At 54.0% G+C, this 24,111-nt stretch carries 23 protein-coding genes; 9 read left to right on the forward strand and 14 right to left on the reverse strand.

Translation table 11 applies throughout. The features are described 5' to 3' along the window. Positions 1-92 precede the first annotated feature (92 nt). The 6 genes from C5F52_RS05115 to C5F52_RS05140 form a co-directional block, all read right to left on the reverse strand. Positions 93-335, reverse strand: coding sequence for a hypothetical protein (locus C5F52_RS05115; RefSeq protein ID WP_104797271.1), 243 nt, complete (start codon positions 333-335; stop codon positions 93-95). Then, positions 328-2,253 carry a nuclease-related domain-containing DEAD/DEAH box helicase gene (locus C5F52_RS05120; protein ID WP_104797272.1) on the reverse strand — a complete coding sequence of 642 codons (1,926 nt, stop codon included), beginning with the start codon at positions 2,251-2,253 and terminating at the stop codon, positions 328-330. The genes C5F52_RS05115 and C5F52_RS05120 overlap by 8 nt, the downstream gene beginning before the upstream one ends. Before the next feature lie 35 nt (positions 2,254-2,288). Further along, positions 2,289-4,637 carry an EcoAI/FtnUII family type I restriction enzme subunit R gene (gene hsdR / locus C5F52_RS05125; RefSeq protein WP_104797273.1) on the reverse strand — a complete coding sequence of 783 codons (2,349 nt, stop codon included), beginning with the start codon at positions 4,635-4,637 and terminating at the stop codon, positions 2,289-2,291. A 329-nt stretch (positions 4,638-4,966) separates the two neighbouring features. Beyond that, entirely contained in the window at positions 4,967-6,427 is a 1,461-nt protein-coding gene (locus tag C5F52_RS05130) for an ATP-binding protein (RefSeq protein ID WP_104797274.1), read from the reverse strand. A 13-nt stretch (positions 6,428-6,440) separates the two neighbouring features. Next, entirely contained in the window at positions 6,441-7,628 is a 1,188-nt protein-coding gene (locus C5F52_RS05135; RefSeq protein WP_104797275.1) for a restriction endonuclease subunit S, read from the reverse strand. Next, positions 7,628-9,082 (reverse strand): N-6 DNA methylase, encoded by a 1,455-nt coding sequence (locus tag C5F52_RS05140; RefSeq protein ID WP_104797276.1) that lies wholly within the window; start codon positions 9,080-9,082, stop codon positions 7,628-7,630. The genes C5F52_RS05135 and C5F52_RS05140 overlap by 1 nt, the downstream gene beginning before the upstream one ends. Before the next feature lie 205 nt (positions 9,083-9,287). Between C5F52_RS05140 and C5F52_RS05145 the strand changes: the two genes are divergently transcribed. Both C5F52_RS05145 and C5F52_RS05150 read left to right on the forward strand, forming a co-directional pair. Continuing rightward, on the forward strand, positions 9,288-9,599 hold the full coding sequence (locus C5F52_RS05145; protein WP_104797277.1) for a transcriptional regulator: 312 nt from the start codon (positions 9,288-9,290) through the stop codon (positions 9,597-9,599). A 3-nt stretch (positions 9,600-9,602) separates the two neighbouring features. After that, positions 9,603-9,899, forward strand: a complete 297-nt coding sequence (locus tag C5F52_RS05150) for a DNA-binding transcriptional regulator (RefSeq protein WP_201746966.1) — start codon at positions 9,603-9,605, stop codon at positions 9,897-9,899. A 23-nt stretch (positions 9,900-9,922) separates the two neighbouring features. Here the strand turns inward: C5F52_RS05150 and C5F52_RS05155 are convergent, their stop codons facing one another. The 7 genes from C5F52_RS05155 to lptF form a co-directional block, all read right to left on the reverse strand. Further along, positions 9,923-10,879, reverse strand: coding sequence for a cyanophycinase (locus C5F52_RS05155; RefSeq protein WP_104797278.1), 957 nt, complete (start codon positions 10,877-10,879; stop codon positions 9,923-9,925). Beyond that, the gene (senB, locus tag C5F52_RS05160) at positions 10,876-11,883 is read right to left on the reverse strand and encodes a selenoneine biosynthesis selenosugar synthase SenB (protein WP_104797279.1); all 1,008 of its coding nucleotides are present in this window, start codon (positions 11,881-11,883) and stop codon (positions 10,876-10,878) included. Before senB ends, C5F52_RS05155 begins: the two co-directional genes overlap by 4 nt. 7 nt (positions 11,884-11,890) lie before the next feature. After that, positions 11,891-13,054: a pyridoxal phosphate-dependent aminotransferase gene (locus C5F52_RS05165; protein WP_104797280.1), complete on the reverse strand. Its 1,164-nt coding sequence runs from the start codon at positions 13,052-13,054 to the stop codon at positions 11,891-11,893. Between the two features lie 10 nt (positions 13,055-13,064). After that, entirely contained in the window at positions 13,065-14,006 is a 942-nt protein-coding gene (locus C5F52_RS05170; RefSeq protein ID WP_104797811.1) for a CysB family HTH-type transcriptional regulator, read from the reverse strand. 112 nt (positions 14,007-14,118) lie between these two features. Continuing rightward, a complete protein-coding gene (locus tag C5F52_RS05175; protein ID WP_104797281.1) occupies positions 14,119-14,493 on the reverse strand; it encodes a sirohydrochlorin chelatase in 375 nt (124 codons plus the stop codon). A 6-nt stretch (positions 14,494-14,499) separates the two neighbouring features. After that, positions 14,500-15,603 carry an LPS export ABC transporter permease LptG gene (lptG, locus tag C5F52_RS05180; protein ID WP_104797282.1) on the reverse strand — a complete coding sequence of 368 codons (1,104 nt, stop codon included), beginning with the start codon at positions 15,601-15,603 and terminating at the stop codon, positions 14,500-14,502. After that, positions 15,600-16,706, reverse strand: coding sequence for an LPS export ABC transporter permease LptF (gene lptF, locus C5F52_RS05185; RefSeq protein ID WP_104797283.1), 1,107 nt, complete (start codon positions 16,704-16,706; stop codon positions 15,600-15,602). The genes lptG and lptF overlap by 4 nt, the downstream gene beginning before the upstream one ends. 24 nt (positions 16,707-16,730) lie before the next feature. On the opposite strand from lptF, the gene C5F52_RS05190 reads away from it, so the two are divergent. The 3 genes from C5F52_RS05190 to C5F52_RS05200 all read left to right on the forward strand — a co-directional run bounded on the left by C5F52_RS05190 (position 16,731) and on the right by C5F52_RS05200 (position 19,822). After that, the gene (locus C5F52_RS05190) at positions 16,731-18,182 is read left to right on the forward strand and encodes a leucyl aminopeptidase (RefSeq protein ID WP_104797284.1); all 1,452 of its coding nucleotides are present in this window, start codon (positions 16,731-16,733) and stop codon (positions 18,180-18,182) included. Beyond that, positions 18,179-18,616 (forward strand): DNA polymerase III subunit chi, encoded by a 438-nt coding sequence (locus C5F52_RS05195; RefSeq protein ID WP_104797285.1) that lies wholly within the window; start codon positions 18,179-18,181, stop codon positions 18,614-18,616. Before C5F52_RS05190 ends, C5F52_RS05195 begins: the two co-directional genes overlap by 4 nt. Positions 18,617-18,679: 63 nt before the next feature. Next, positions 18,680-19,822, forward strand: a complete 1,143-nt coding sequence (locus C5F52_RS05200; RefSeq protein WP_104797286.1) for a branched-chain amino acid ABC transporter substrate-binding protein — start codon at positions 18,680-18,682, stop codon at positions 19,820-19,822. 45 nt (positions 19,823-19,867) lie between these two features. Here the strand turns inward: C5F52_RS05200 and C5F52_RS05205 are convergent, their stop codons facing one another. Then, on the reverse strand, positions 19,868-21,448 hold the full coding sequence (locus C5F52_RS05205) for a glycosyltransferase family 39 protein (RefSeq protein WP_146100034.1): 1,581 nt from the start codon (positions 21,446-21,448) through the stop codon (positions 19,868-19,870). A 138-nt stretch (positions 21,449-21,586) separates the two neighbouring features. On the opposite strand from C5F52_RS05205, the gene C5F52_RS29650 reads away from it, so the two are divergent. From C5F52_RS29650 to C5F52_RS05220, 4 genes are all read left to right on the forward strand, one after another. Then, positions 21,587-21,778 (forward strand): hypothetical protein, encoded by a 192-nt coding sequence (locus C5F52_RS29650; protein ID WP_146100035.1) that lies wholly within the window; start codon positions 21,587-21,589, stop codon positions 21,776-21,778. Positions 21,779-21,941: 163 nt separating this feature from the next. Beyond that, a complete protein-coding gene (locus tag C5F52_RS05210) occupies positions 21,942-22,985 on the forward strand; it encodes a rod shape-determining protein (protein WP_104797288.1) in 1,044 nt (347 codons plus the stop codon). Next, complete coding sequence (locus C5F52_RS05215) at positions 22,985-23,620, forward strand: hypothetical protein (protein WP_104797289.1); 636 nt, start codon at positions 22,985-22,987, stop codon at positions 23,618-23,620. The genes C5F52_RS05210 and C5F52_RS05215 overlap by 1 nt, the downstream gene beginning before the upstream one ends. A 104-nt stretch (positions 23,621-23,724) precedes the next feature. Next, positions 23,725-24,105, forward strand: a complete 381-nt coding sequence (locus C5F52_RS05220) for a hypothetical protein (protein ID WP_146100036.1) — start codon at positions 23,725-23,727, stop codon at positions 24,103-24,105. Positions 24,106-24,111: the final 6 nt, after the last annotated feature.

The following is a 24,111-nucleotide window of genomic DNA, read 5'->3' on the forward strand; positions in this document are numbered from 1 at the left end:
AGTCCTGAGTTCATTATTTCAATAGCATTTGCTAAAAATGTGAAGAACCCAGTGATGAGTGAGATGAGATTCTTAAAAAAACGATATATCACTTAGTTTTCCAAATCCTTGAGTCTTGCATTTATCTGGTCGATTCGATCTTGAGGTGTCATTTCCTTTTGGGCTGTGATTTTTGGTTCAAGAAAGTAGGCGGCCATTCCAGAAATTACGATGATTGGTAATGCAACATAAGTTAGGTAAACACCTACATAGGAAACCGTAGCTAAGGTTATTAGATATAAAACCAATGTGCTCCAAAAAACGATAGAAAAAACTTTGTAAGTTGATTTACGCATGAAGTTGTTGCTCAGCCATATGCAGTTTAAAAAAGTTTCCAAAATTACTTTTTGCAGAATCGAAAATAACTAGATTTCTTTGAGCTCGAGTAATTCCGGTGTAAACCATCTCTGCCTCATCTTCTACTGCAAGTATGCAGAAGACAGTTTGTGCTTGAAGTCCTTTGAAGCTGTGTATCGTGGAGATTTTAATGAGGCCAGAGTTTTGCATGAAAAAGCATTTCTTGCGTCGTCTGATTTTATCGATTTCTTCTTGAAATTGTTGCGTATCAGGTCTGAATCTCGAGGTGATAGCTGCAACTTCAGATGCATCTTCGAACATAACTTTCGTTTTTTCGATTTGTTTGAATGCCTCATTCAAGGGGATCAAGAAATCCACCTTTGAACTAACAATAGCCATGTCATTCGGATGTATTTTGTATTCGTGAATGTAGTTTTGAATTTTTTCAAAAATCAATCCGGCATCATATTTTTCACCATAATTTTCGTAATTTAGTAAATCATAGTGGATGCTGGCTTGACTCATTTTGGCTTCAAATATTTCAGTGTCTGCATACTTCGAAACCAACTGTTGCAGTTGAAAGTTTTTAAACAGTTCTAGTAGTGGAGCATCCCCATCAGTACGGTAGGATTTTTTAAGTTTTATCCATTCACCGAAACCTTTTACGATCGGTGAGGCCCGTTCATCACTTGGACGAGAATAGATATTCTGAGATTGATCACCAAACAAGACCATCTCTCCATTCTCAACAAGGAAGCAATCTCTTATGAGCTTGATCCAGTCTGGTGCATAGTCTTGGACTTCATCAATCAATATAGTTTGATATTTTTCTGTTTCAATCCCATCAAACAAACTTATCATTCCGTAGATTACGTCAATGTCGTTACGTTGATTAGGCGTAAGGTGTGCCAGTTTCGATTTGAGGTCAACTCCGTAATTATTTAGTTGATTGCTGATGAATGCGTGGTAATGAATGATTTCAAACTGATTCCAATTGCCAGAGCCCAAGAGTCGGTTGATCGTGTCTCGAATGTAATGCCGTAAGGTGATATTGAAGGTCAGAATAAGTACCTGACCCAAGTGACGTGCGTGAGCGTTGATGGCTTTTTGTGCAAGTATGGTCGTTTTACCGCAGCCTGCGACACCTTTGATTTTCGAAAACCCATTGGAGCTTAAAGTCAATGCAGCTTGTTTTGCATCGAATGCCACCATTGTTCCTTGTTGCTTCGTATGCGCAGGAGGGAGTAGTCTTCGTTTGAAGTCTTCATGAATATCTGAACTGAACAAAGGTGTCTTGTTCATCTTGTCCAGCAATCTAATTTTCTTTGTTAGATTGTCAAAGCCCCACGATATGCCCAAGTCACGTTCCAACTTGTATCTTGCACGCTCGCACCAGTCCATTTGTAGATCATATTTTTCTTGGCCAATTACTAGACGCTCACGATTTAATTCGAGGATTTTCGATCGAATCGCGTTCAATGAGGTGTCATAAAAATTCTTTAGCTGGTTTCGATCTGCGCAATGAAAGTAGACAGAAACAGAGATAAGTTTGTAAAAGTTTCGATTAGCAAGGTGTTGAAGACCTAACATCGGTAGGTGCAGGTTGAACATGTTTTCCTTGTAGCGAAAAACCTGTTGTTGTGGAGATCGAATCAACTTGCCCTCGTAGGTCCACCGATTATTTATATCTAGTTGATAGTGGGATAGGCTCCAATCTTTGACTTCGATAATCAAGGCGCCGCAGTCAGGTTTAATTACGATGACATCTGGTCGATCGCCATCTAGATAAGAGTTGAAATAAATCTCATAAGTATCATCGAGCGTGTCACGAAGAACCATTAATAGGTGACGCTCTCCTTCCGTTGGCGGAACGGTCAATCTATTAATGTTCTCTATATCGGGGTAGAGTTTTGCCATCGGTTAAATCGCCGATCTTTCATACGTGCTGTTTATTAAGAGTACAAGTATCGCTGAAACCCCACAAACGCCTTCCTAACCTGAACAGCATCACCCAAATCCGCCATCGCGTCATTCAGCGCGTTGTTGTAGCGCAGCTTGAGCAGTGGGGTGAGTTTGTCGGCGTCTAGTTCGTCTACGCCTTGGGTCACGTATTGGTTCAGCACAAACTCCAAAAAGGCTTGTTGCTTTTGGTCGTAGGTCAGGGCGTTGTGTGCTTTTGCGCGCTCTGCGCGGGCAGCGCGTGTTTCTGTGGGCAGGGCAAAGGCCACGTAGGCCAGCACGTCAAAGAGGTCGCTTTTATCGGCTTCGATGATGCGTTGCATTTCGCGCAGCGGGTCGCGGCCAAAGCCTTTTTCAGCTAAGCCGCTCAGCAGGCCTTTGCGTGTGGCGGGGTCGGCCCACAGGGTGCGCAGCTCGTCTTCGTTTTTAAAGAACTCGGGCAGCGCGCCAAACAAGCTTTCTAAAAACTGTGCGGGCGAGAGCGGTTTGCCATCTGGCCCCCAGTAGCTCGTGGACGACATGTGTTGAATGGTGCGCTGTTTGCCATCGGCCAGTTTGATCACCAGTTTTTCAGGGCGCGGTGCGTCGCCGCCTTTGGGCTCTTGGGCTTCGCCTGGTGTGCGCGGCTCTTTGGGTTTGTAGCTGTCGGGCACAGGCGTTGTTTCGGGCTCTACTGGTTCGCCGTCCCAATCCGCATCGTTGAATTTCAAATGCGCTTTGACGAAGTCGTAGATGGTGAAGTAGTCCTTGCCGTCATACAGGCGCGTGCCGCGCCCGATGATTTGTTTGAACTCAATCATCGAATTGACAGGCCGCATCAGCACGATGTTGCGCACGTTGCGGGCGTCCACGCCGGTGGATAGTTTCTGCGACGTGGTCAGAATGGTGGGCAGCGTTTTTTCGTTGTCTTGAAATTGGCTCAGGTGCTGCTCGCCCAGCTTGCCGTCGTCGGCGGTGACGCGCACGCAGTAGTCGGGCGCGGTGCTGGTTTTGGCTTGGTTGATCAGGTCGCGCACCATCAGCGCATGTGCTTGGGTGGCGCAAAACACAATGGTTTTTTCACGCTGGTCGATGCTGTCCATCAGCAGCTTGACGCGGTAGGCCTCGCGGTCTTTGATTTCGATGATGCGGTTGAAGTCTTTTTCTTCAAAGCGCTTGCCTTGCTGCACCTCGCCCAGCAGCACCATGTCGTCGGCGGTGTAAACGTATTCGTCCAGTGTGGTGGCAATTTGCTTCACACGGAAGGGCGTTAAGAAGCCATCGTTGATGCCGTCTTTGAGCGAGTAGGTGTACACCGGGTCGCCAAAGTAGGCGTAGGTGTCGGCGTTGAGTGTGCGCTTGGGCGTGGCCGTGAGGCCCAGCTGCACGGCGGGTTTGAAATATTCAAGAATGGCGCGCCAAGAGCCTTCGTCATTCGCGCCGCCACGGTGGCACTCGTCAATGATGATGAAGTCAAAGAAGTCGGCAGGGTAGTCGCCAAAGTAGGGCGTGCCCTCGGGGCCGCTCATGAAGGTTTGGAAGATGGTGAAAAACACGCTGCCGTTCTTGGGCACGCGGCCTTTCTTTTTGATGTCGCTGGGGTCGATGCGAACCACCGCATCTTCGGGGAAGGGCGAGAACGCAGTGAACGCTTGATCGGCCAAGATGTTGCGGTCGGCCAGAAAGAGGATGCGTGGGCGGCGGCTGGGCAAGGCATCGGCAGAAAGGCCATCGCGCCAATCTTTTAAATTCCAGCGGCTGTGAAACAGCTTCCACGCCAGTTGAAACGCGATGAAGGTTTTGCCAGTGCCTGTAGCCAGCGTCAGCAACACACGGTCGTTGCCTTGCGCTACTGATTCGAGCACGCGGTTAATGGCGGTCTCTTGGTAATAGCGGCCTGTCCATGTGCCGCCTTTGTCTTCTAGCGGCACGGCTGCAAAGTGTTTGCGCCACGCGGCGGCTTGCGCCTCGCTCTCGCCAAAGGCCAGCTCCCACAGCTCGTCGGGTGTGGGGTAGCGGGCTACTTCGCTCTCGGCACCCGTGTGCATGTCGATGCCGTAAATGCCTTGGCCGTTGGTGGCGTAGGTGTGGCGAATGGCCAGCTTAGTGGCGTAGCTCTTGGCTTGGCCCACGCCTTCGGTCAGCGGCTTGGCCCAAGCCTTGGCCTCGACCACGGCCAGCTTGGTGTTGCGGTACACCAGCACGTAGTCGGCAATGTCGGCCCGCGCCCGCTTGCCCGCGCCTTGCAGGCGGCCTGCCGTGATGTTGTGCTCACGCAGGATGCGGCTGCCTTCCACCTGGCCCCAGCCTGCGGCTGCCAGGGCTGGGTCGATGTGTTCGGCGCGGGTTTCGGCTTCGTTCATTTGACAGGTTTCTATTTAGTCGGGATGGCTTTTAGCTATGGGCGGAGCTGATTTGGACCATATGGAGGACATCCTCCATATGGTCTGGAAAGCAATGTCTGCAGGTTTGGTTTGTGATCAAAAGTTGAGTTAAATCAGTGTAGCTAATTTGGATTCACACCCTGTTTAACCTTGCTCCCTATCCTCGAACGCGGTAATTTTGGTGAAGGAATCAAAACCCAGTTAAGAAAATTGGGAGGATTGAAAGAGATCTAACTTATTGATTTTTATAGATATTTTTTATTTCAGAGGCCGTTTGGAGGCCATCCAATCAAAACCCGATCAAGAAATCAGGCCCAGTGGGGTACGTAGCCTGCGCGGGGGTGTTCAGGGTCTGCAACTCGGATCAGCTCTGCATCTAGCGCCTTGTTAATCACCGCGGTAGCTTGAGCCGCGTTTTTGGTTGGAATACCCAAGCGCTGGCACAACGAGGCATTTTTCATTTTGTCGCCGCTCAAGAACTTCAGAATGGAGTGGAAGTAGCAGGCCCGAATTCGTTCTTCTGGAGTCATCTCTGCAAAGCTTCGTGGCCCATACAGGACGGCTTGAAATGAATGCTCTTCTGCGCGCAAGAGAGGTGGCGGCAGCTGGTAGACCTCACAAGCTTGGACCACTTTATCCAGGCCACTGCCTTGCTCTTCGCAGAGTCTCATGCGTCGCATGCGGTCTGCAAGAGCTTCGTTTCGTGAGCGGGGCGGCAGATCAATCATGCGCTCTGGTTTGACCAGAGGCGCACCCGGATTACTGATTTCTAGTCGGTCTTCGAATAATTCAATCTGTGGGCCAGCGCCTGTGATCGTCATATCTTGGTGGATCAGTGCGTTGGCGACTAATTCCCTAATGGCTAGGACTGGAAACAATGGGTGGGATTCGCGCAGAGCTGCACCGATGTGTTCATTTTTTGGCAACAGATCGTGCAGGTAGCTGACGAGGCCTTCGAAACCTACGGCATAACCTTTTTTACCATCCATGCGATGAGTGACCTGAGCCGCTCGATTTTTGCCGCCGTAGGCCACGAAACGAATGCCTTTACGGGCTAAGCTGGCATCAAAATCTCCGAGGTTGTTAGCCAGCAAAATTGCCCCAAGGTTGGTGATGTTCCAGTGCCCACCAACATCCTGAGCAATCAATCGATCTGCAGCAAGGCGATCAAAGATACCGACTCGGTTGTCTGGAAGAGGTTGTTGTGTCAGCCGGAAATATTGGCTGTAGTCCAACAGGTTCAGAACTTCATCACCTGTTGCAAACTGACGTGCGATGCCTTGTTCCCAGCGGTAGGGCTGCAGCCGTTCAATCAGCTGTTGGTAACGCTGTGGGTAATCGGTCAACTTGGGCGTTGCGCTACCGATGCGAATGTAGGCCACGCTGTTGAACGTCACTGGTGCGCCAGTGGCTGCAGGAATTTCAAGCAAAACAATTTGCCCGTCAGGATGGGGAACCACTCTGAAACTGAAAGCAATGCTCGGCTGTAGGCTATTGGCCAGCCACAAGGGTAGGGGTTGATTGCCCTTTTTCTTGTTGTCAGGCAGAAAGTCAGTGCCTGTAATGGCGTGGGTTTCGTCTTCGACGCCCCAAATCATGTAGGCCGTATCAAAGCCTTCAATCCGAGCTGCATTTGACAAAGCAGAGCAGCGTATGCCGATCATTTCGGGATCAGTGTTGTTGCCTTTGAATTCAAGCCAAGCGGTTTCTGCCGGTAGAGATCGCAGTTCATCAATCAAGGCAATGTCGCGCTGGGTGGATGAGGTCATGGGTAGTATCTTTTCACAATAAGCCACTAAAGGCTTGGTGTAGCAGGGATTTTTTGAGGTCGTCGAGGGCGGTGAGTTTTTGGCGGTAGATGGATTCGAGGCGCTGAGACTCTTCGCTCAGCGCATCCAGTTTCGTAACAATGCGCCTTTGCTCTTCTACTTTCGGAAAAGGAAACCGCTCGTTTTCGAAGGTTCCCATGTTGATATTGGCTTGGGCACTGCCTTGCCCCAATGCTTGCAGCCGAGCTTTGAAGGATTGCAGAACATACTCGACGTAGCCAACCTCGGCTTCATTTGGATTGGGCACCACGCCAATGACACTGTCAGGAAAGCAAGCGTCAAATCCCAAGATGCCGGTTTCTGCGATGTTTGCGGCGATGGTGATGCAAATGGTCCCCTTGGGCCAAAGTTTGCTTTGGGCGAGACCTGCTTCGCTGTATGTCTGTGAAAACTCCGTGATGATGTGCTCTGCGTTACGCACGTCCCCGGTCTGAATAAATGGATATTTGCCACCGTATAGCGAAGGGTCGTTGCGTGGTCTGTGGCGTGACTTGCCCCGACCAAAGGTGGTTGATATTTGCTCTAGTGTTTTGTCTTCCCAATTGGCCCCGCGTGTAGAAAAAATGGCTTGAAGGTGGCTTTCAAAAAGCTTGCGGGCGTTTTGGAGGTTCTTTTCGGCGTTGGCTTTGGCGGTGGCGATGTCGGCAAAGGCTTCGTCGAGGAGGGTGACGATGCGGCGTTGTTCGCTGGCGCTAGGTACGTGTACCAAAACACCTTGAAGTTTTTGGATAGTGAGCGTGTCTACAGTAGCGCCGTTTCCCCGATCCAGTTGGTCAAGAAAAAGCGGCGACTTGAGCCAATGGTTGATGTACTCGCTTGAGACGTCACTATTCCGAGCAAGCCAAAGAACACTGGCATCCTTGAAGTAAAAGCGATCGTCGGGACAGACGATGTACGAATTACCGATTGTTCCGATCGCCGTGATCATGAGGTCGCCAGCTTGTGGGACACCGGACCGTTGAGAAAGATCCTTAAAGAGTTCTTCGGTAATGAACAGATCGTTTTCAACGAAACCGCTTTCTGAGAGCTTGGTTATTTCACGACCTCGATAGAAAGGTATGCCTTCGGTAGTCCATTGAGACTGAAGAACCCTTTTGCTAGAGCCAACGCGAAACAAGTCGCCAAGTTTTACGTGACTCATCACGCCAACAACCCCCGAATATTCCCCAACACCTCCGCCGCCTCGGCGTCCAGCGCGGCGATCTCGTCCAGAATGTCCGCAGGACTGCGGTGCACCACTTCTTCGCCGCCGTTCGGGTTTTTCACCGACAGGTCAAACGTGTCCAGGTTCACGCTGTCGGCGGTCACGCTCCAGCTTTTGGGTGAATCGGCAAAGGTTTTTTGCAGCTGCACAAACTCCACCAGATCCGCGTCGTTCAGCGGGTTGGTTTTGCCCATGTTGCGGCCGGGGTCCAGTTGGTAGAACCAGGTCTTGCTTGTCGGTTCGCCTTTGGTGAAGAACAGCACCACGGTTTTGACGCCAGCGCCCTGAAAAGTGCCGCCGGGGCAGTCGAGCACGGTGTGCAGGTTGCAGTCGGTCAGCAGCTGTTTGCGCAGGGCCACGCTGGCGTTGTCGGTGTTGCTGAGAAACGTGTTTTTGATGACCACCGCCGCACGGCCTCCGGCGCGCAGGCTTTTGATGAAGTGCTGCATGAACAAGAAGGCGGTTTCCCCGGTTTTGATGGGGAAGTTTTGCTGCACCTCTTTACGCTCTTTGCCACCAAAGGGCGGGTTGGCCAGGATCACGTCGTAGCGGTCGCGCTCTTGGATGTCGTTGATGTTTTCGCCCAGCGTGTTGGTGTGCACGATGTTGGGCGCTTCGATGCCGTGCAGGATCATGTTCATGATGCCGATCACGTAGGCGAGGCTCTTTTTCTCTTTGCCGTAAAAGGTGCGCTTTTGCAGTGTGTCCAGGTCGTCGGCCTTGGTGGCCTTGGGGCTCAGATACGCAAAGGCTTCGCACAAAAATCCGGCCGACCCGCAGGCCGCGTCGTAAATGCGTTCGCCAATTTGGGGCTGCATCACCTCGATCATGGCGCGGATGAGTGGGCGCGGTGTGTAGTACTCGCCACCGTTGCGCCCGGCGTTGCCCATGTTTTTGATTTTGGCTTCGTACAGATGCGACAGCTCGTGCTTTTGGGCTTGGCTGCCAAAGCGCAGTTCGTCGATGCGGTCGATCACGTCGCGCAGGTTGTAGCCGCTTTGGATTTTGTTGGTGATCTCGCCAAAGACTTCACCGATTTTGTATTCGATGGTCTGCGGCCCGCTGGCGCGTTGCTTGAAGCCCGCCAGATACGGAAACAGTTTGCCGTTGACAAAGCCTTTGAGGTCGTCGCCTGTCATGGCGGCGTTGTGGTCGATCTTGCCGTCTGCAGCTTTGGGCGCAGCCCATGCGGCCCAGCGGTAGGCCTCGCTCAAGATGTATTGGTAGTCACGACCCTCCAGCACCGCCTCGGTGGCTTTGTCGGCCTCAAGGGCGTCGAGGTACTTTAAAAACAGCAGCCAGCTGGATTGTTCGGTGTAGTCCAGCTCGCTGGTGCACCCCGCGTCTTTGTGCAGGATGTCATCGATATTTTTAAAGGTTTGTTCAAACATAGGTATGCATTCTATTTGGCGGGTGCGTCATGCTCACTACCTCCTGCTAGGAGAAGCTCATGATGAAAAGAAGCTTTACTTGACGACGTTTGGGTATTTGTTGCTTTAAATGGGTCATTTCAAAAGCAAAGACTTGATATGAATCTTTATGTTTTTGTGATGTGTTCAAAATTTAGAAATACGTCAATGACGTATAATTGCGGCCATGCTCACGGTCATTGAAACGCCCGTGTTCTTGCGCTACGCAGCCAAGGTGTGGGATGACGCTGAGCGTGAAGATTTCATCACTTGGCTGGCAGAGCATCCAGATGCTGGTGATGTGATTGCAGCCACTGGTGGCTTGCGCAAAGTTCGATGGTCACGCCTAGGTATGGGTAAGCGCGGTGGGGTGCGAGTGATTTACATGTGGCGCAACGCCCAAGGCGAACTGGTGCTGCTAACGGTGTATGCCAAGGCTGAACACGACACGTTATCAAATGCGTTTTTGCGCAGTTTGGCGCAACTTTATGAGGACTAAACGATGGCTAAAACTCAATCTAGCAAAGACTCTGAAATGACCGAGTTTGAAAAAGATTTGTTGGAGTCCATTCGCCAAGCCAAGCGTGGCGAGGGCCGCGTTACCAAGGTGGCAGTGACTGCCGCTACTGAAGCACGCCTAAAGCTGGGGGTGTCTCAATCCGCCTTTGCGCAGTTGCTGGGTGTGTCTGTGCGCACCTTGCAAGAGTGGGAGCAAGGCCGCCGCGAGCCTTCAGGTGCAGCACGCACGCTGCTGCGTATTGCTTTGCGTTCGCCAGAGGCTATTTTGTTGGCGGCTTAATTGAGTTGGTTCCGCTTACACATTTATCCCCGCATCGCCCCCGTCTTGGCTAGCACCGACAAAGCATCCCAAAACGGCACAGGCGGTTTGCGGTTCTTGGGGGCATTGGCCAGCACATAGCGGCTGCCTGCAGGTAGCAGGTGCAGTTGAAGCCCGAGCATTTCGAGTTTGTCGCCGTCTTCGGCTTTGTCAAAGTTGCTGCGCATGCGGCGCGGGTCGACCAGCGTGACGGCGCCGCGGCCCACAATTTCTACCGATTGATTGGGCTCAATGACCAAGGCCGTGTCTTCGTCAATGCCTACGCCCAAAAGGTCGGGGCGTTGTGCTAAGGCCGAGAGCAAGCGGCTCAGGCGATGGCGCTGCGAGAAGTGTTGGTCCACGATGGCGTTGGGCATGAAGCTCAGACCGATGTCCATGGACACCACGTCTTTTTGTGGTGAAGGTGTGGGTGCGCCTTCGGCCAGCATGTGGCGCGACATCACCGCAGCGCCTGCGCTGGTGCCTGCAATGCAGGTGCCGTTCAAGTGAAACGCACGGTGCATGGCTTGTGCGGCAGGTGACTCCCACAGGCATTGCATGAGTCGGTTTTGGTCGCCACCTGTGATGAAGATGCCATCGGCTTCGGCCAACATGTTGACCACGTTGGGTTCTGAGGCTTCGTCGCGGGTGAGCATGGGCACCACCTCGCAGTTGAGTGCGCCTAGGTCTTGAAACACAGCTTGGTAGCTGGCCCACACGATGTCGGGCACGCCGCTGGCGGCATTGATGACACGAATTTTGGCGTTCGGTCCACCGCTGAGTTCCAAAAACTTGCGCAGGATGATGCGGTCTTGTTTGCGGTCTTCCGCCCCGCCAATGATGACCAGGCGGCCTTGTGTTTTGATGGTTTGTGCAGCAAGGCTCAAGGGCAAAGAGCTGGCGGTCAGCAGGGCCAGTTGACCCAGTTTGCTCAGCCACTCACGTCGGTGCATGGTGTTCATACAGGTTTCAGCGCAGATGTGATGAGCGCGCACAAGTCGGCTTGTTCGCGCTCAGGTTGAAACAGCGCGGCCCGCGTTTGGCAGGCGTGCGTGAGTTTGGCCAACAAACCATCTGTTTGATTTTGGGTTTGCCTGCATTCGCGCAGCAGAGCGGCCAGTTGTTGGGCGTTGCCGGGTTCAAAGTAACCGGGGTAGTCAGTGCCCAACATGCCCACATTGCCCGACACGCGTGAGGCCAACACAGGTGTGCCACTTAACACCGCTTCCATGATGACGTGTGCGCCGCCTTCGATGCGGCTGGTGTGTACCAACACATGGGCACGTTGAATGCTGCGACGCGTTGGCACAGAGGGCATCTCATTCAGCCAGCGGTAGTGCGGGCATTGGCTGGCGGTTTGTTGGGCTTGCGTGGCCAAAGTGGGGTCAAGTGAACGGCCTATGTGGTCTATAAAAATGGCGTCATCCGCTTGCAGCGCTTGTGCGGCTTGCCAGAGCACTTGCGGCGATTTTTCATCGCGCAAATGTCCCACCATGACCGCACGCAAATGCGCTTGGGTTTTGTTGGCGGGGGGCAAGGGTGTGCTGGATTGATAGATGACGTGCGCTTTGTGGCGCAGCGCTTCGGGCAAAGCTTGCAGACCTTGCTCTTGCAGCACAACCAAATGGGTGGCTAGCTGCAATGAGCGTTGGGCGTCGGCATCGTGCTGGATGTCTTGGTACAAGTCTGTGCCTGTCAGGACCAACACCAAGGGGTGCGTGGGGTGCGCATGTGCCCATGCGGCCACCGAGGGGGCAGAGCGACGCGCGTGCAAGGCCACCAACACATCGGCAGTGATGTCGGCGGGCTTGCTGTCGGGCCAGACCGGGCTGATGCGCGTCTGAAAAGTTGTAGACAACATGCGGGCCCAGCGTTGGGCGGTTTGCCAGTTGCCGTTGTTGGCATCGGCTAACGCGGGCGTGACGAGGCAGATTTTGGTCTTTGGCGTGTGTGTAGGTTTAGGCATGCAGGGCTTACAGACGCGCCAAACGACCGAGGGCGAGCTTCAAGGTCTCATCCTTTTTGGCGAAGCAAAAGCGCACCACGCGTTGGTCAAAGCCATCGGCGTAAAAGGCCGACAGAGGAATAGCGGCCACACCAATTTCATAGGTGAGCCACTTGCAGAAGTCAGCTTCGCTCAGGTCTTTCTCAGGCACACCCAATTTGTCGATGCGCACGCACTGAAAGTAGCTGCCTTCAGAAGGCAACAACTCAAACTTGGTTTGGGCCAAACCTTGGCGAAACAAGTCGCGCTTGGCGGCGTAGAAAGCTGGCAGTTGCAAGTAGGGCTGTGGGTCTTTGAGGAAGGCAGCCAAACCGTGTTGCACCGGTGTGTTGACGGTGAACACGTTGAACTGGTGCACCTTGCGGAACTCGGCGCTGTACGCCGCAGGTGCTGCGACGTAGCCAATTTTCCATCCCGTGACGTGGAATGTTTTGCCAAAGCTCGACACGATGAACGCACGTTCGGCTAAGCCGGGGAAGCTAGACGCACTGAGGTGCTTCAGTGGTGCGTAGACCATATGCTCGTACACCTCGTCGCTGATAAGCACGATGTTGGTAGGCGCGAGCAGCTCTTGAAGCTTGAGCATTTCCTCGCGCGTCCACACAGTGGCGCTGGGGTTGTGCGGGCTGTTGACGATGATGGCGCGTGTCTTGGGCGTGATGGCCGCTGCGATTTTGTCGAAGTCAGGGCGGAATGTGCCGGGGGTGAGCGGCACGCGCACCGCCACGCCGCCCGCCATGTCGATGTTGGGGATGTAGCTGTCGTAGCAGGGTTCGAGCACGATCACTTCATCACCTGCACGCACCACCGCCAAGATGATGCTGAGAATAGCTTGCGTGGCGCCCGCCGTGATGGTGATTTCGCTGGTGGCGTCGTAGCGGTATTGGTAGAGCGACTCAATCTTGTCAGCCACGGCTTCGCGCAGCGCGGGCACGCCGGTCATGGGCGGGTATTGGTTGAGGCCGTGGGTCATGGCGTCGTTGACGCAGGCCACGAGCTTGGGGTCGCAGTCAAAGTCGGGGAAGCCTTGGCCGAGGTTGACGGCATTTTTCTCAGTGGCCAAAGCCGACATGACCGTGAAGATGGTGGTGCCGATTTTTGGGAACTTGGTGTCGAGGTGCGGTGTGGTCATGTTGCGTGGTTCACATGTTGAAGTCGGTGGGGTGGCCGTCGAGGGCCTTCATGATGAGGTTGCGGTCGAGGCGGTCGCTCAAGAGCGCGGCAAAGTCATACACAAAGTGGCGAATGTAGGCGCTGCGCTTGAACGCAATACGTGCCACGTTTTTGCCAAACAGCAGCGATGCGGGGCGTGCGACTAGGTCGTCGTCTAAACCATCTTTCACGGCCATCTCGGCCACGATGCCCACGCCCAAACCTAAGCGCACATAGGTCTTGATGACGTCAGAGTCAATCGCTTCGAGCGCGATGCGTGGCGTGAGGCCCTTGGCGGCAAAGGCTTTGTCAATGCGGGTGCGGCCTGTGAAGGAGGGGTGGTAGGTGATGATGGGTTCAGCGGCCAAGTCTTCGAGCGTGATACGCACTTTGCCCGCGAGCGGGTGTGATTTGGGGATGACCAACATGTGTTCCCACTCGTAGCAAGGCAGCGTGATTAGCTCTGGGTATTCAGAGAGCGACTCGGTGGCAATGCCAATCTCGGCCACTTCGTCCATCACCATTTGCGCCACTTGTGCAGGCGCGCCTTGGTGCAGGCTGATGTTCACATTGGGGTAGGCCTCGCGCAGTTTGGCCACGGGCACGGGCAGCACGTAGCGTGCTTGGGTGTGGGTGGTGGCGATGGACAAAGTGCCGCTGTCTTCGGCGCTGAACTGTTCGCCAATGCGTTTGAGGTTACCCACCTCACGCAAGATGACTTCGATGCTGCGCAGCACATGCTGGCCTGGCTCGGTCACGCGCTTGAGGCGCTTGCCGTGGCGCGAGAAGATTTCGATGCCTAGTTCTTCTTCCAGCTCAATGATGGCCTTTGATACGCCGGGCTGGGAGGTGTGGAGCGACTTGGCCACCTCGGTGAGGTTGAGGTTGCGGCGAACGGCTTCTTGGACGAAACGGAACTGGTGTAGGTTCATGGCTTGGCTTTGTAATTGGCCATTCATTATGCCTTGAGCATCTAACTAATTGATTCTTTATGCTTTCGCGGTAGCCGTGTGCGTCCGTTTAGCCATCAGAATCCAGTCTCGCTCAGGCCGCGTTGTTGGCTTGGCCTAGTGCAATATCGGCCAGCAAGTCGAGCAGGGCATGTTGCTCCCCCACAGCTGGTTGGCAACCGATGTCAACGCTCGGGTGTGCAGCCTTGAGCGCGGTGATCAGCTCAGGTAAATCCTCGCGTGCATGTCGACCCACGCCCAAAAACATGGGCACGACGCACAGGCTGGTGGCACCTTCGGCCACCAAAGCATTGGCCACATGGGGCAGGTCGGGCTCGGTCAGCTCCAGGTAGGCGCATCGCACCACGGTGTCGGGCGAGCGATGGGTGATGCGTTCAGCCACCGCTTGGATGGGCTTGTGCCACAGGGGGTCGCGCGAGCCGTGGGCAAACAAAATGATGGCGTGCATAAAACCTTATTGGCGAATGACCAGCCAGCCAAAAGCGGCCAGCGAAGCAAGGGTGTAGAGCATGCCGGGTGCTGCGGCTGCAAACCACGGTGCCCAGCTGTTGATGTTGCCGATGTAGCTAAACACGTTGTTCAACAAAAAGAAGCTGATGCCCGCCAATACGCCACCAAACACATGGCTCGCAATGTTGCCGCTGCGGAAATGCAAATAAGCAAAAGGCAGGGCCAGCACTACCATGACGAGGCAGCTCAAGGGGTAGAACACTTTTTTCCAGAATTCAATCTCAAAGCGCTGCGTGGTTTGACCATTGGCACTCAAGTGCTGGATGTATTGAAACAAATCAATCGTGCCCATACGTTCAGGCTTGAGCAGGGCGACCGACACCATTTCTGAGTTGATGCCTGTGGCCCATGTTTGCGAATCGGCGTGGGTGCGTTCCAAGACAGATTCACCCGTTTTGTTGCGGCTCAGCTGGTTGCGTTCGACTTGTTGAAGGGTCCAGGCGTCGTTGTTGGTCAGCAGGCCATCGCGCGCTTTGATCAAGGCCACCCACTGACCGTCTTTGTTGAATTCAAAAATTCGAATACCGCTGGGGTTGCCTTCTGGGGTGAGGGTGGTGACGTTCACTGCAAAACTGTTGTCACCTTGGCGCTCACGCAGCCAAGCCCCCGTGTTGCCCACTTTGATTTGACCTAAGTAGCGCGACTTCAGCAATTGGCCATAGCGGTCACACAGCGGTGATAAATAGTCTCCCACTGCAAACGTCAGCACCACAAATGCCAAGCCTAAACCCAGTAAGTTGCGCAAAGCCATGAAAGGACCTAATCCGCTGGTGCGCAAAATCGTGAATTCAGAGCTTTGTGCCAAACGGGCCATCACAAAAATAGTGCCGATCAGCACCGTGATGGGGAGCAATTCGTACAAGTGGCTGGGGATCAGAAGCAAGACATAGGTGAGGGCATGTTTGAGCTGATAAGCACCGCCGTTTTGGCCTACACCTTGAAGCTCGTCTACAAAGTCAAAGAAGAAGAACAAACCCAAAAAACCAAGGGTGACAAAGCCCACAGCCACGAGCACTTCACCGTAAATGAGGCGTCGCAATGTTTTCATGGGCGCACCTCCGGTTGCGGTGTTGAGGTGCGAAGCCATTGGCGCCAGCTCCAGTTGTTGTGGCGCACCGTCAGCCAAAGCAATGCCGCACACAAAACGCCGCCATGCAGTGCAAGTAAGAAAGGGGCAAATTGCACTTTGCCCAAGCTGATCCAGCTTTGACCGAGGTTGATGAAGTTGTAATAGACCACAAAAATGAACAACGCCAAGGCCAAGTTGCCGCTGCGTCCAACACGGTGGTTGGCGCTGGTGATGGCCAGTGCGATGACCACAAAGTTCCAGGCAGCCATGGCCATGCCTAGTCGCCAGGACAGTTCGCCTAAATTGTTCGGTGTCGGCGATTTGATCAGTTGGAGGGTACTGGTGGCTTTGGCGGGAATGACAGAGGCTGCCTTGACGTCTTGTCCAATGCGCGTGCCATAGACCTTGAACTCGCTGATTTTGATTTCAGCTTCACCCACGGTTTGTTCCACCCGTTGGCCAACATCCAAAATCAAAAAACGATCTTCGTCGATGGTTTCAATGTGGCCCGCCTTGGATGAGGTCATGGCTTGTTTGCCATGGTCTGTCGACGAAATGAAAACGTTTTTACCTTGTTTGTTCTCGACACTGTCTTTGTCCACAAAGAACACACGCAGGCCATTGGCCGATTCTTGGAATTGGCCCGGAGACACGCGTTCTAGGTCACCCCGGCGCTCGAAGCGTTCTTTGAGTTCGCTGATCTGTTGGTTTGACCATGGCCATACCAGTAGCACCAGTACGCCGACGGTCAACAGCATGGGCCAGGCAAAACGCAACATGGGCGTCAGGAATGCACGCAGACCTTTGCCGCTGACAAGCCAAATGACCATTTCGCTGTCAAGGTAAGTGCGTGACAACGTGCCCACAGATGCGATGAACAAGCTCATGGTGAGCACCGTGGGCAAGTGACCCAATATGGTGTAGCCCATGACCAAGCTGATCTCTGCGGGGTTGACGCTGCCTTGTGAGGCTTGGCCCAGTGTACGGATCAGCATGATGGTCATCACGATGGTGACCAGCACCACCAGCGTGGCACCAAAGCTGCGAGCCAGCTCATTGCGAATAGAGGAATGGAATAACATCAGCGACAGAGGAAAAACACAATTATGAACTTCGAGCTCAAGACCCTAGATTTACACGCTGCAGTCACGCATAAAACCGATGCGTTGATTATCTTGGTATCTGCCAAGGACAAGCCGACCAAAAGCGTTTTGGCCCAACTTATTTCAGAGGCACGCAAAAGCGGTGATTTGGACGAGTCGCCCGCCAAGCTGCTGAGCGTGTGGCACCCACAAGGCGTGAGCGCGACGCGCTTGGTCTTGGTCTCCAGTGGTGACGGCAGTGCGCGCGTGGTGCGTCAAGCCGTGACTGCGGCTGTGGCCTCGCTCAAAGCCGCCAAGCCTGCTCACATCACCGTGTGTTTGGCCGATGCCAGCTCACACCGCTTGCAAGCTGCAGCCCAAGCTGTGGCAGACACCAGCTATGTGTACACCGCCACCAAGCCTTCGGCCAAAGCCTCTGGCTTAAAGCGTGTGGTGTTGGCTTTGCCCACTGCCGAAAAAACCAAAGCAGCCAAACACGAATTTGACCTTGCCCGCGCCCAAGTGGCCGGTGTGGCCTTGGCCAAAGAGTGGGGCAATCGTCCCGCCAACCACGCCACGCCAACGCATTTGGCCGATGTGGCCAAGGCCTTGGGTAAAAAGGCGGGCATCCATTGCCAAGTGCTCGGCCCCAAAGAAATCGAGAAGCTCGGCATGGGCTCCTTCGCCGCAGTGGCGCGTGGCTCGGTTGAGCCTTTGCGCTTCATCGTGTTGCAATACAGCGGTGCAGCTAAAACTGTGGCACCGACCGTGTTGGTGGGCAAGGGCATCACGTTTGACACGGGCGGTATTTCGCTCAAACCAGGCCCTGGCATGGACGAGATGAAGTTCGACATGTGCGGTGCCGCCAGCGTGCTGGGCACGTTTGAGGCGTTGTCGCACTTGAAGCCCGCCATCAACGTGGTGGGCCTGATCCCGACCTGCGAAAACATGCCCGATGGCACCGCCTTGAAGCCCGGTGACGTGATCACCAGCATGAGCGGCCAAACCATTGAGGTGCTCAACACCGATGCCGAAGGCCGCCTGATTTTGTGTGACGCCTTGACCTACGCCACCCGCTTCAAGCCCCGCGCGGTGATTGACATTGCCACGCTGACTGGCGCTTGCGTGATTTCGTTGGGTCATGTGCGCAGCGGTTTATTCTCGCCGTCAGACGACTTGGCCAATGCCTTGTTTGCCGCAGGTGAAGCCGCGCTGGACCCTTGCTGGCGCTTGCCTTTGGACGAGGAATATGCCGAAGGCCTCAAGTCGAATTTCGCCGATGTAGCCAACGTGGCTGGGCGTGATGGCGGCTCGATCACGGCCGCCAAGTTCTTGCAGCGTTTTGCCAAAGACTACCCATGGGCGCATTTGGACATCGCGGGTTCGGCATGGAAGAGCGGCGCGGCCAAAGGTGCGACAGGCCGTCCCGTGGGCTTGTTATTGCAATACTTGTTGAGCACTGCCAAAGCGAAATGACCGAAATCGCCTTTCACTTCAACGCGCCCGACAAACTGGCTTATGCCTGCCGCTTGCTGCGCAAGGCCGTGGCCAATGGCGCACGCGTGGTGGTGACAGGTGCGCCTGCTTCCTTGCAAGCACTCGACACCTTGCTGTGGACGTTCTCGCCACTGGAGTTCGTTGCGCATTGCCGCGCAGGCAGCCCTGCTGAGCAGTTGATGTCGTCCCCCGTGGTTTTGGCCGCACAAATTGAGGGTGGCCCTGAGTTGCCTCATCACCAAGTGCTGTTGAATTTGGGCAACGAGGTAGCGGCGGGCTACGAGCGCTTTGAGCGCACGATTGAAGTGGTCACGTTGGATGACGAAGACCGCCAGCTGGCACGCCAACGCTGGAAGCACTATGCCGATCGCGGGTATTCCATCACGCGCCATGATTTGAAATTAAGGGATTGAGAAACTTTCTTTGTTTTGGAGTTACGATTAAAAACCGTTATTTCAAACCCAAGGAGTTCTTGCATGCATTTCTCTTTCAAATTGACAGCCGTTGCAACGTTGGCCGCCATCAGCAGTTTGGCCATGGCGCAAGACCAAGTGGTCAAGATCGGCCATGTCGGCCCCGTCAGCGGCGCCATCGCGCATTTGGGCAAAGACAACGAATACGGCGCACGTTTGGCCGTTGAAGAACTCAATGCCAAAGGCGTGAGCATCAATGGCAAGAAAGTGAAATTGGAGTTGGTGGCTGAAGACGATGCGGCTGATCCCAAGCAAGGCACAGCCGCCGCGCAAAAGTTGGTGGACGCCAAAGTCAGCGGCGTGATTGGCCACTTGAACTCAGGCACAATCATCCCTGCCTCCAAGATTTACAGCGACGCAGGCATTCCCCAAATCTCCCCATCCTCCACCAACCCCAAATACACACGCCAAGGCTACAAAACAGCTTTCCGCGTGGTGGCGGATGACGTTCACTTGGGTGGCACTTTGGGCCGTTATGCGGTGAACGAACTCAAAGGCAAATCCATTGCCGTGATCGACGACCGCACAGCCTACGGCCAAGGCGTGGCTGAAGAGTTTGAAAAAGCTGTCAAGGCTGCAGGCGGTAATTTGGTGGGCCACGAGTTCACCACTGACAAAGCTACAGATTTCATGCCTATCTTGACCACGCTCAAAGGCAAGAAGCCAGACATCATCTTCTTCGGTGGCATGGACGCCGTGGGCGGCCCGATGATGAAGCAAATGAAATCACTGGGCATCAAAGCCAAGTTCATGGGCGGCGATGGCATTTGTACCAACGAAATGATCAAGCTCGCGGGTGACGCCATGGCCGATGGCCAAGTGGTGTGTGCTGAGGCTGGCGGTGTGGATGGCGCTTTGAAGAAGGGCATGGACGACTTCGGTGCCAAATTCAAGAAACGCTTCAATGACGACGTGAAGCTGTATTCACCTTATGTGTATGACGCGGTCTTTGTCATGGTGGATGCCATGCAGCGCGCCAAGTCCAGCGATCCAGCCAAGTACTTGCCAGAACTGGCAAAGACAACAGGTTTCAAAGGCGTGACAGGCACTATTTCGTTTGATGCCAAAGGTGACATCAAGAACGGCGCCTTGACGCTGTACACCTTTAAGGCTGGCAAGCGCGATCAAATCGCGGTGGTGCGTTAAAGCCGCAATGCCACCCACTCAAAAGCCACCCTCGGGTGGCTTTTTTTATGGTTGCTTGGGGAGGTATTCGAACACCAGGTATGCGAAAGGTTTGTCCAGCGGGAAGCGAATGCCTTGACTCTTCACGGTGATCGTGATGGGGTCGGCTTTTTGCCCCTGTGCTTCTAACCACATCTGCATGCGTTGTGGGCAATCAGTGACGGCAGGTGTGCTCACAGGGCCGAGAGGACAGAGCAACACGCCTGCGCGTGTTTGCCAATCGGGCAAGGGGTTGACGGTGGCTGGGAATTGATCTGGCACCTCGGGCACCACGCGCAAGTCCTGGTCACCGTAAAAGGCCAGCAAAGCACTTTCTGCCCATTGGCCACCAACCCATTGGAGCTGCACGTTGGGGTGGCGCTCTTGCCATGTTTGAAGCACAGCCGCGGCAGCTTCGCGCCTTGGCAGGTAGTGGTTGTCGTTTCCTTCGTTGGCTTGGTGCCAAGCGTACCAAGGGCTGACCAACACCACGACAACAAACCAGGCCATCAAGCATTTGAGCAAACGCTGGGTGATGTATTCGCTTGCCTTGTCATCTTGGTTGAGGTTGCGCAACCAAAGCAGGGAAAAGCCGTAACCAATCGGAATGGCCCAAGGCAGAGAGAGCTCCACAAAACCGGTGATTCCAAATATCAGCGTGATGGCCCAAGGCAGCATGGCCAACCAAAAAAAACTATCGCCCCAGCCTTGAGGGCGCCATGACAACCACATCCGAGTGGGCCAGGTGCGCAACGCCTGCCAAATAGACACGTCTTTTGCTGCACTCAGCGCCGTGCAAAGCAGCCAAGGCACCAGCCAATAGGCCACGGGCGCAACCGCAAATTTGCTTAAAAGGCGCCAGTTGGTGCCGCCTGTGCTGCTTTGTTCGCCCACGTAATGTAGGGTGACGAATTCATGGGACCGCAGCCATTCGATGTGGGGCAACAAACTCAAACCAAAGACAAGCAGTGTCAACCATGGTTTGGGTGTCATGAACCAAGCACGTCCTGGTGCTGAGGCAAAGGCTGCCAAGAAAAGCGCGAGCAAGAACACGCCGCTGTAGTACTTGCCCAGCATGGCCAGGGCGGCTAACACGCCCAACGCCATTGACCACAGCAAGCCCGAGCGCCCAGTTTTCTGAATGCTGTGTACCCAAGCAACGGCAACCCAAGGCCAAACACTTAGCAAAATCGCATTGGCGTTGAATTTGACGGCCAGGGTGCTGTAAGGAAACGCCATGCTTAACAAAATCACTGCAGGCAAAGCCAGATCATGTCTGTCTATGGCTTGTGCCAAGCGGTAAACACCCAGCAGGCCGATGGCGACGTTGAGATAAGACAGCAGGTGGTAGGCAGTGTCTGTGGTTGGAAAAACAACAAACCACGCGCCCGTGACCCAGGCAAACAGGGGCGGGTGCTTGGCACTGCCCCAAGCCCAGTTTTGACCCCAGGCATAGTTTTCCAGCATGTCGGCGTAGCTGTCTAAATTGGTGTCGGCAATGCCATGGGCGACGACCCAAGCCAACACGTGGATGCCCAACACCCACCAAATCCATGTGTTTTTTGATATTTTTTCTAGATCAAAGCGGGGGTGGACAGCGTTATTCAAGGTTTTTTGTCACAAAAGTTAATGAAAAATTATAAGTAAATCAAGGACTTATGTTTTCTGTCGTTTTTTTTTAGAAAGCTTGTACACCAAATGTAAAGCTGAGGCGTTGATTCTTCACTAAGTTCTTTGGAGCCTAAATTGGATAAATCAGTAGTTCAGATCGAATCGCCTAATGTTGCCGTGGAGCGCCGCTTCAAAATCGTGTCTTGTGAGAAGACTGGCATCAAAGCGACGTTTGATCGAATCCGCGCCCAGCTGGCTCAAGAAGCCGAGCAACGCAGCCGTCCTGCTTCACGGATGTATTCAGGATTTCGTGCGGTCAAAGCTTAATTTGATACACCTATTTCAAAGGCGCCTTGATGGCGCCTTTTTTGTTGCTACTAATTGACTATTTTCTCTTTAAATTCAAGGGTTTATACACCTTGAAGCGTATGGACGACGAGGGTGGGCTTATCGATAATTTCGCGCGACGCTTGTTCTACGTGAGGTTATTTTGTTTTCTAAATTTACGAAGTTTTTTTCGACGGACATTGCTATCGATTTAGGCACAGCCAATACCTTGATTTACACCAAAGAACACGGCATCGTGCTCGATGAGCCTTCTGTGGTGGTGTTGAAAAAAGACGGAAAAGTTCATGGCAAAACCACGGTGCTGGCCGTTGGTAATGAGGCCAAAGCCATGTTGGGGCGCGTGCCCGCAGGCATCGAGGCCATTCGCCCGATGAAAGACGGCGTGATTGCCGACTTCACCGTGACCGAGGTGATGCTCAAGCACTTCATCAAGCTGGCTCACCCGCACATGTTGTTCAAGCCCAGCCCGCGCATTGTGATTTGTGTGCCTTGTGGCTCCACCCAAGTGGAGCGCCGTGCCATTCGCGAATCTGCCTTGGGTGCTGGGGCCTCTGAGGTGTATCTGATTGAAGAGCCCATGGCTGCAGCCATTGGTGCAGGTTTGCCCGTGACCGAACCCTGCGGCTCGATGGTGGTGGACATTGGTGGCGGTACCACGGAGGTGGGCATTGTGTCGCTGGGCGGCATGGTTTACAAAAACAGCGCACGCATTGGCGGTGACAAGTTTGACGAAGCCATCGTCAACTACATCCGCCGCAACTTTGGCATGTTGATTGGCGAGCAAACGGCTGAGCGCATCAAGAAAGAAATTGCAACCGCGTTCCCCACCGGCGAGGTGAGGGAAATGGAAATCACGGGCCGCAACTTGAGCCAAGGCATTCCACAAAGCTTCACCATCAGCTCCACGGAAATCTTGGAAGCGCTGACCGATACCTTGAACAACTTGGTGTCGACCGTCAAGATCGCTCTGGAGCGCACACCGCCTGAGTTGAGCTCAGACATTGCTGAGCGCGGCATCATGCTCACGGGGGGCGGTGCTTTGTTGCGCGACTTGGACCGTTTGATTTCTGAAGAAACAGGCTTGCCTGTGTTGATTGCCGAAGACCCGCTCACGTGTGTGGCGAGGGGTTGCGGTTTGGCGTTGGAGCAGTTGCACAGCGTCAGCGGCATCTTCACGGCGGATTGATGGGGTTCTTGTCAAAGGCGCAGGGGCCTTGGTCTCTGGTGGTTGGTGGCTGGCTTGGTGTGTTCTTGGTCATGTCGATGCCCGCACAGGCAGCTCGTACGGCACAGCTGCCGGATGTCTCGGGTGATGCCTCGCGCATGGTGTTCAAAGCAAACAGAAAAAACAAAAAAGAACCCAGTTGCCAGCTCACACTGATGCACGTGTACACCAGCAAGTTCAACAAGAAGTTCACGCAGTTTGCGTTCACGGGTTCGGTGGTGGCCAAACGTGAAGTGGGCAAACCCATGGTGCTGTCAGTCATTGGGCAAAACCATCAGCTCGCCCCTGGCGGCAAAGGCATCCAACCGTTTCCAATTCCCCGCATAGAGCTAGGTGTCGAGGACGTCAGCGTGCGGCGGTTCACCGGACACAAAAGCAGTTGCAAAAAAAGCAGCGTGTGCGCTGAATACAAAGACAGCAAAAAGAACGAACTGCAAACTTGGGTGGGTGATGACGCAAAGAACCTTCACCTGCTATTTCCCTTGGTCACCAAGCAACCGTCTGTGGTGATCGATTTGTCTAAGTTTCCTGCGGCGGGTCAAGACGGCACAACGCCATTGGCTCAATTTAAGCGCTGCGCCGCTGATTTGCGCTAATTCCATCAAAGCCTTGCTTCATCAAGGCTTCATCTGGCTGGTTTAAGATGACCAGCGTAATGCAGCAAACCTCCCTCTTCAAAACGATGTGCCTTCATATGGCCATGGCGCTGGTTGCCTTGTTGGCAATTGGCCCGTTTTTGCACGCGCATTACGGTGCGTCTCAGGTGACCGGTTTGCATGTGGCGGGCGTAGGTTCTGTGGCGGTGTCTGCTGAACCTGCATTGACCATGACCAGCTTCAGCCAAGACGATGAGCCAGAGTCTGCGGCTGTGGGTGTTGAAACTTCTTATGCACGCCAAGCCGCGTTGGATGTGGAGGAGCAGCAGCAAAGCGTGTTGATCCTCACCGTCTTTGTCATGGCTGCGCTGATTCAGCGCGTGGTGTCTTTCTTGCTGGCGCCAGGCACGCAACGTGCCGGCCGTCCTTCGTTTCTTGCCGGCTTTCCGCCGCTGCCGCACGCACCTCCTGCATTTCACTTCTAACTTTTA

Source organism: Limnohabitans sp. TS-CS-82 (assembly GCF_002943475.1).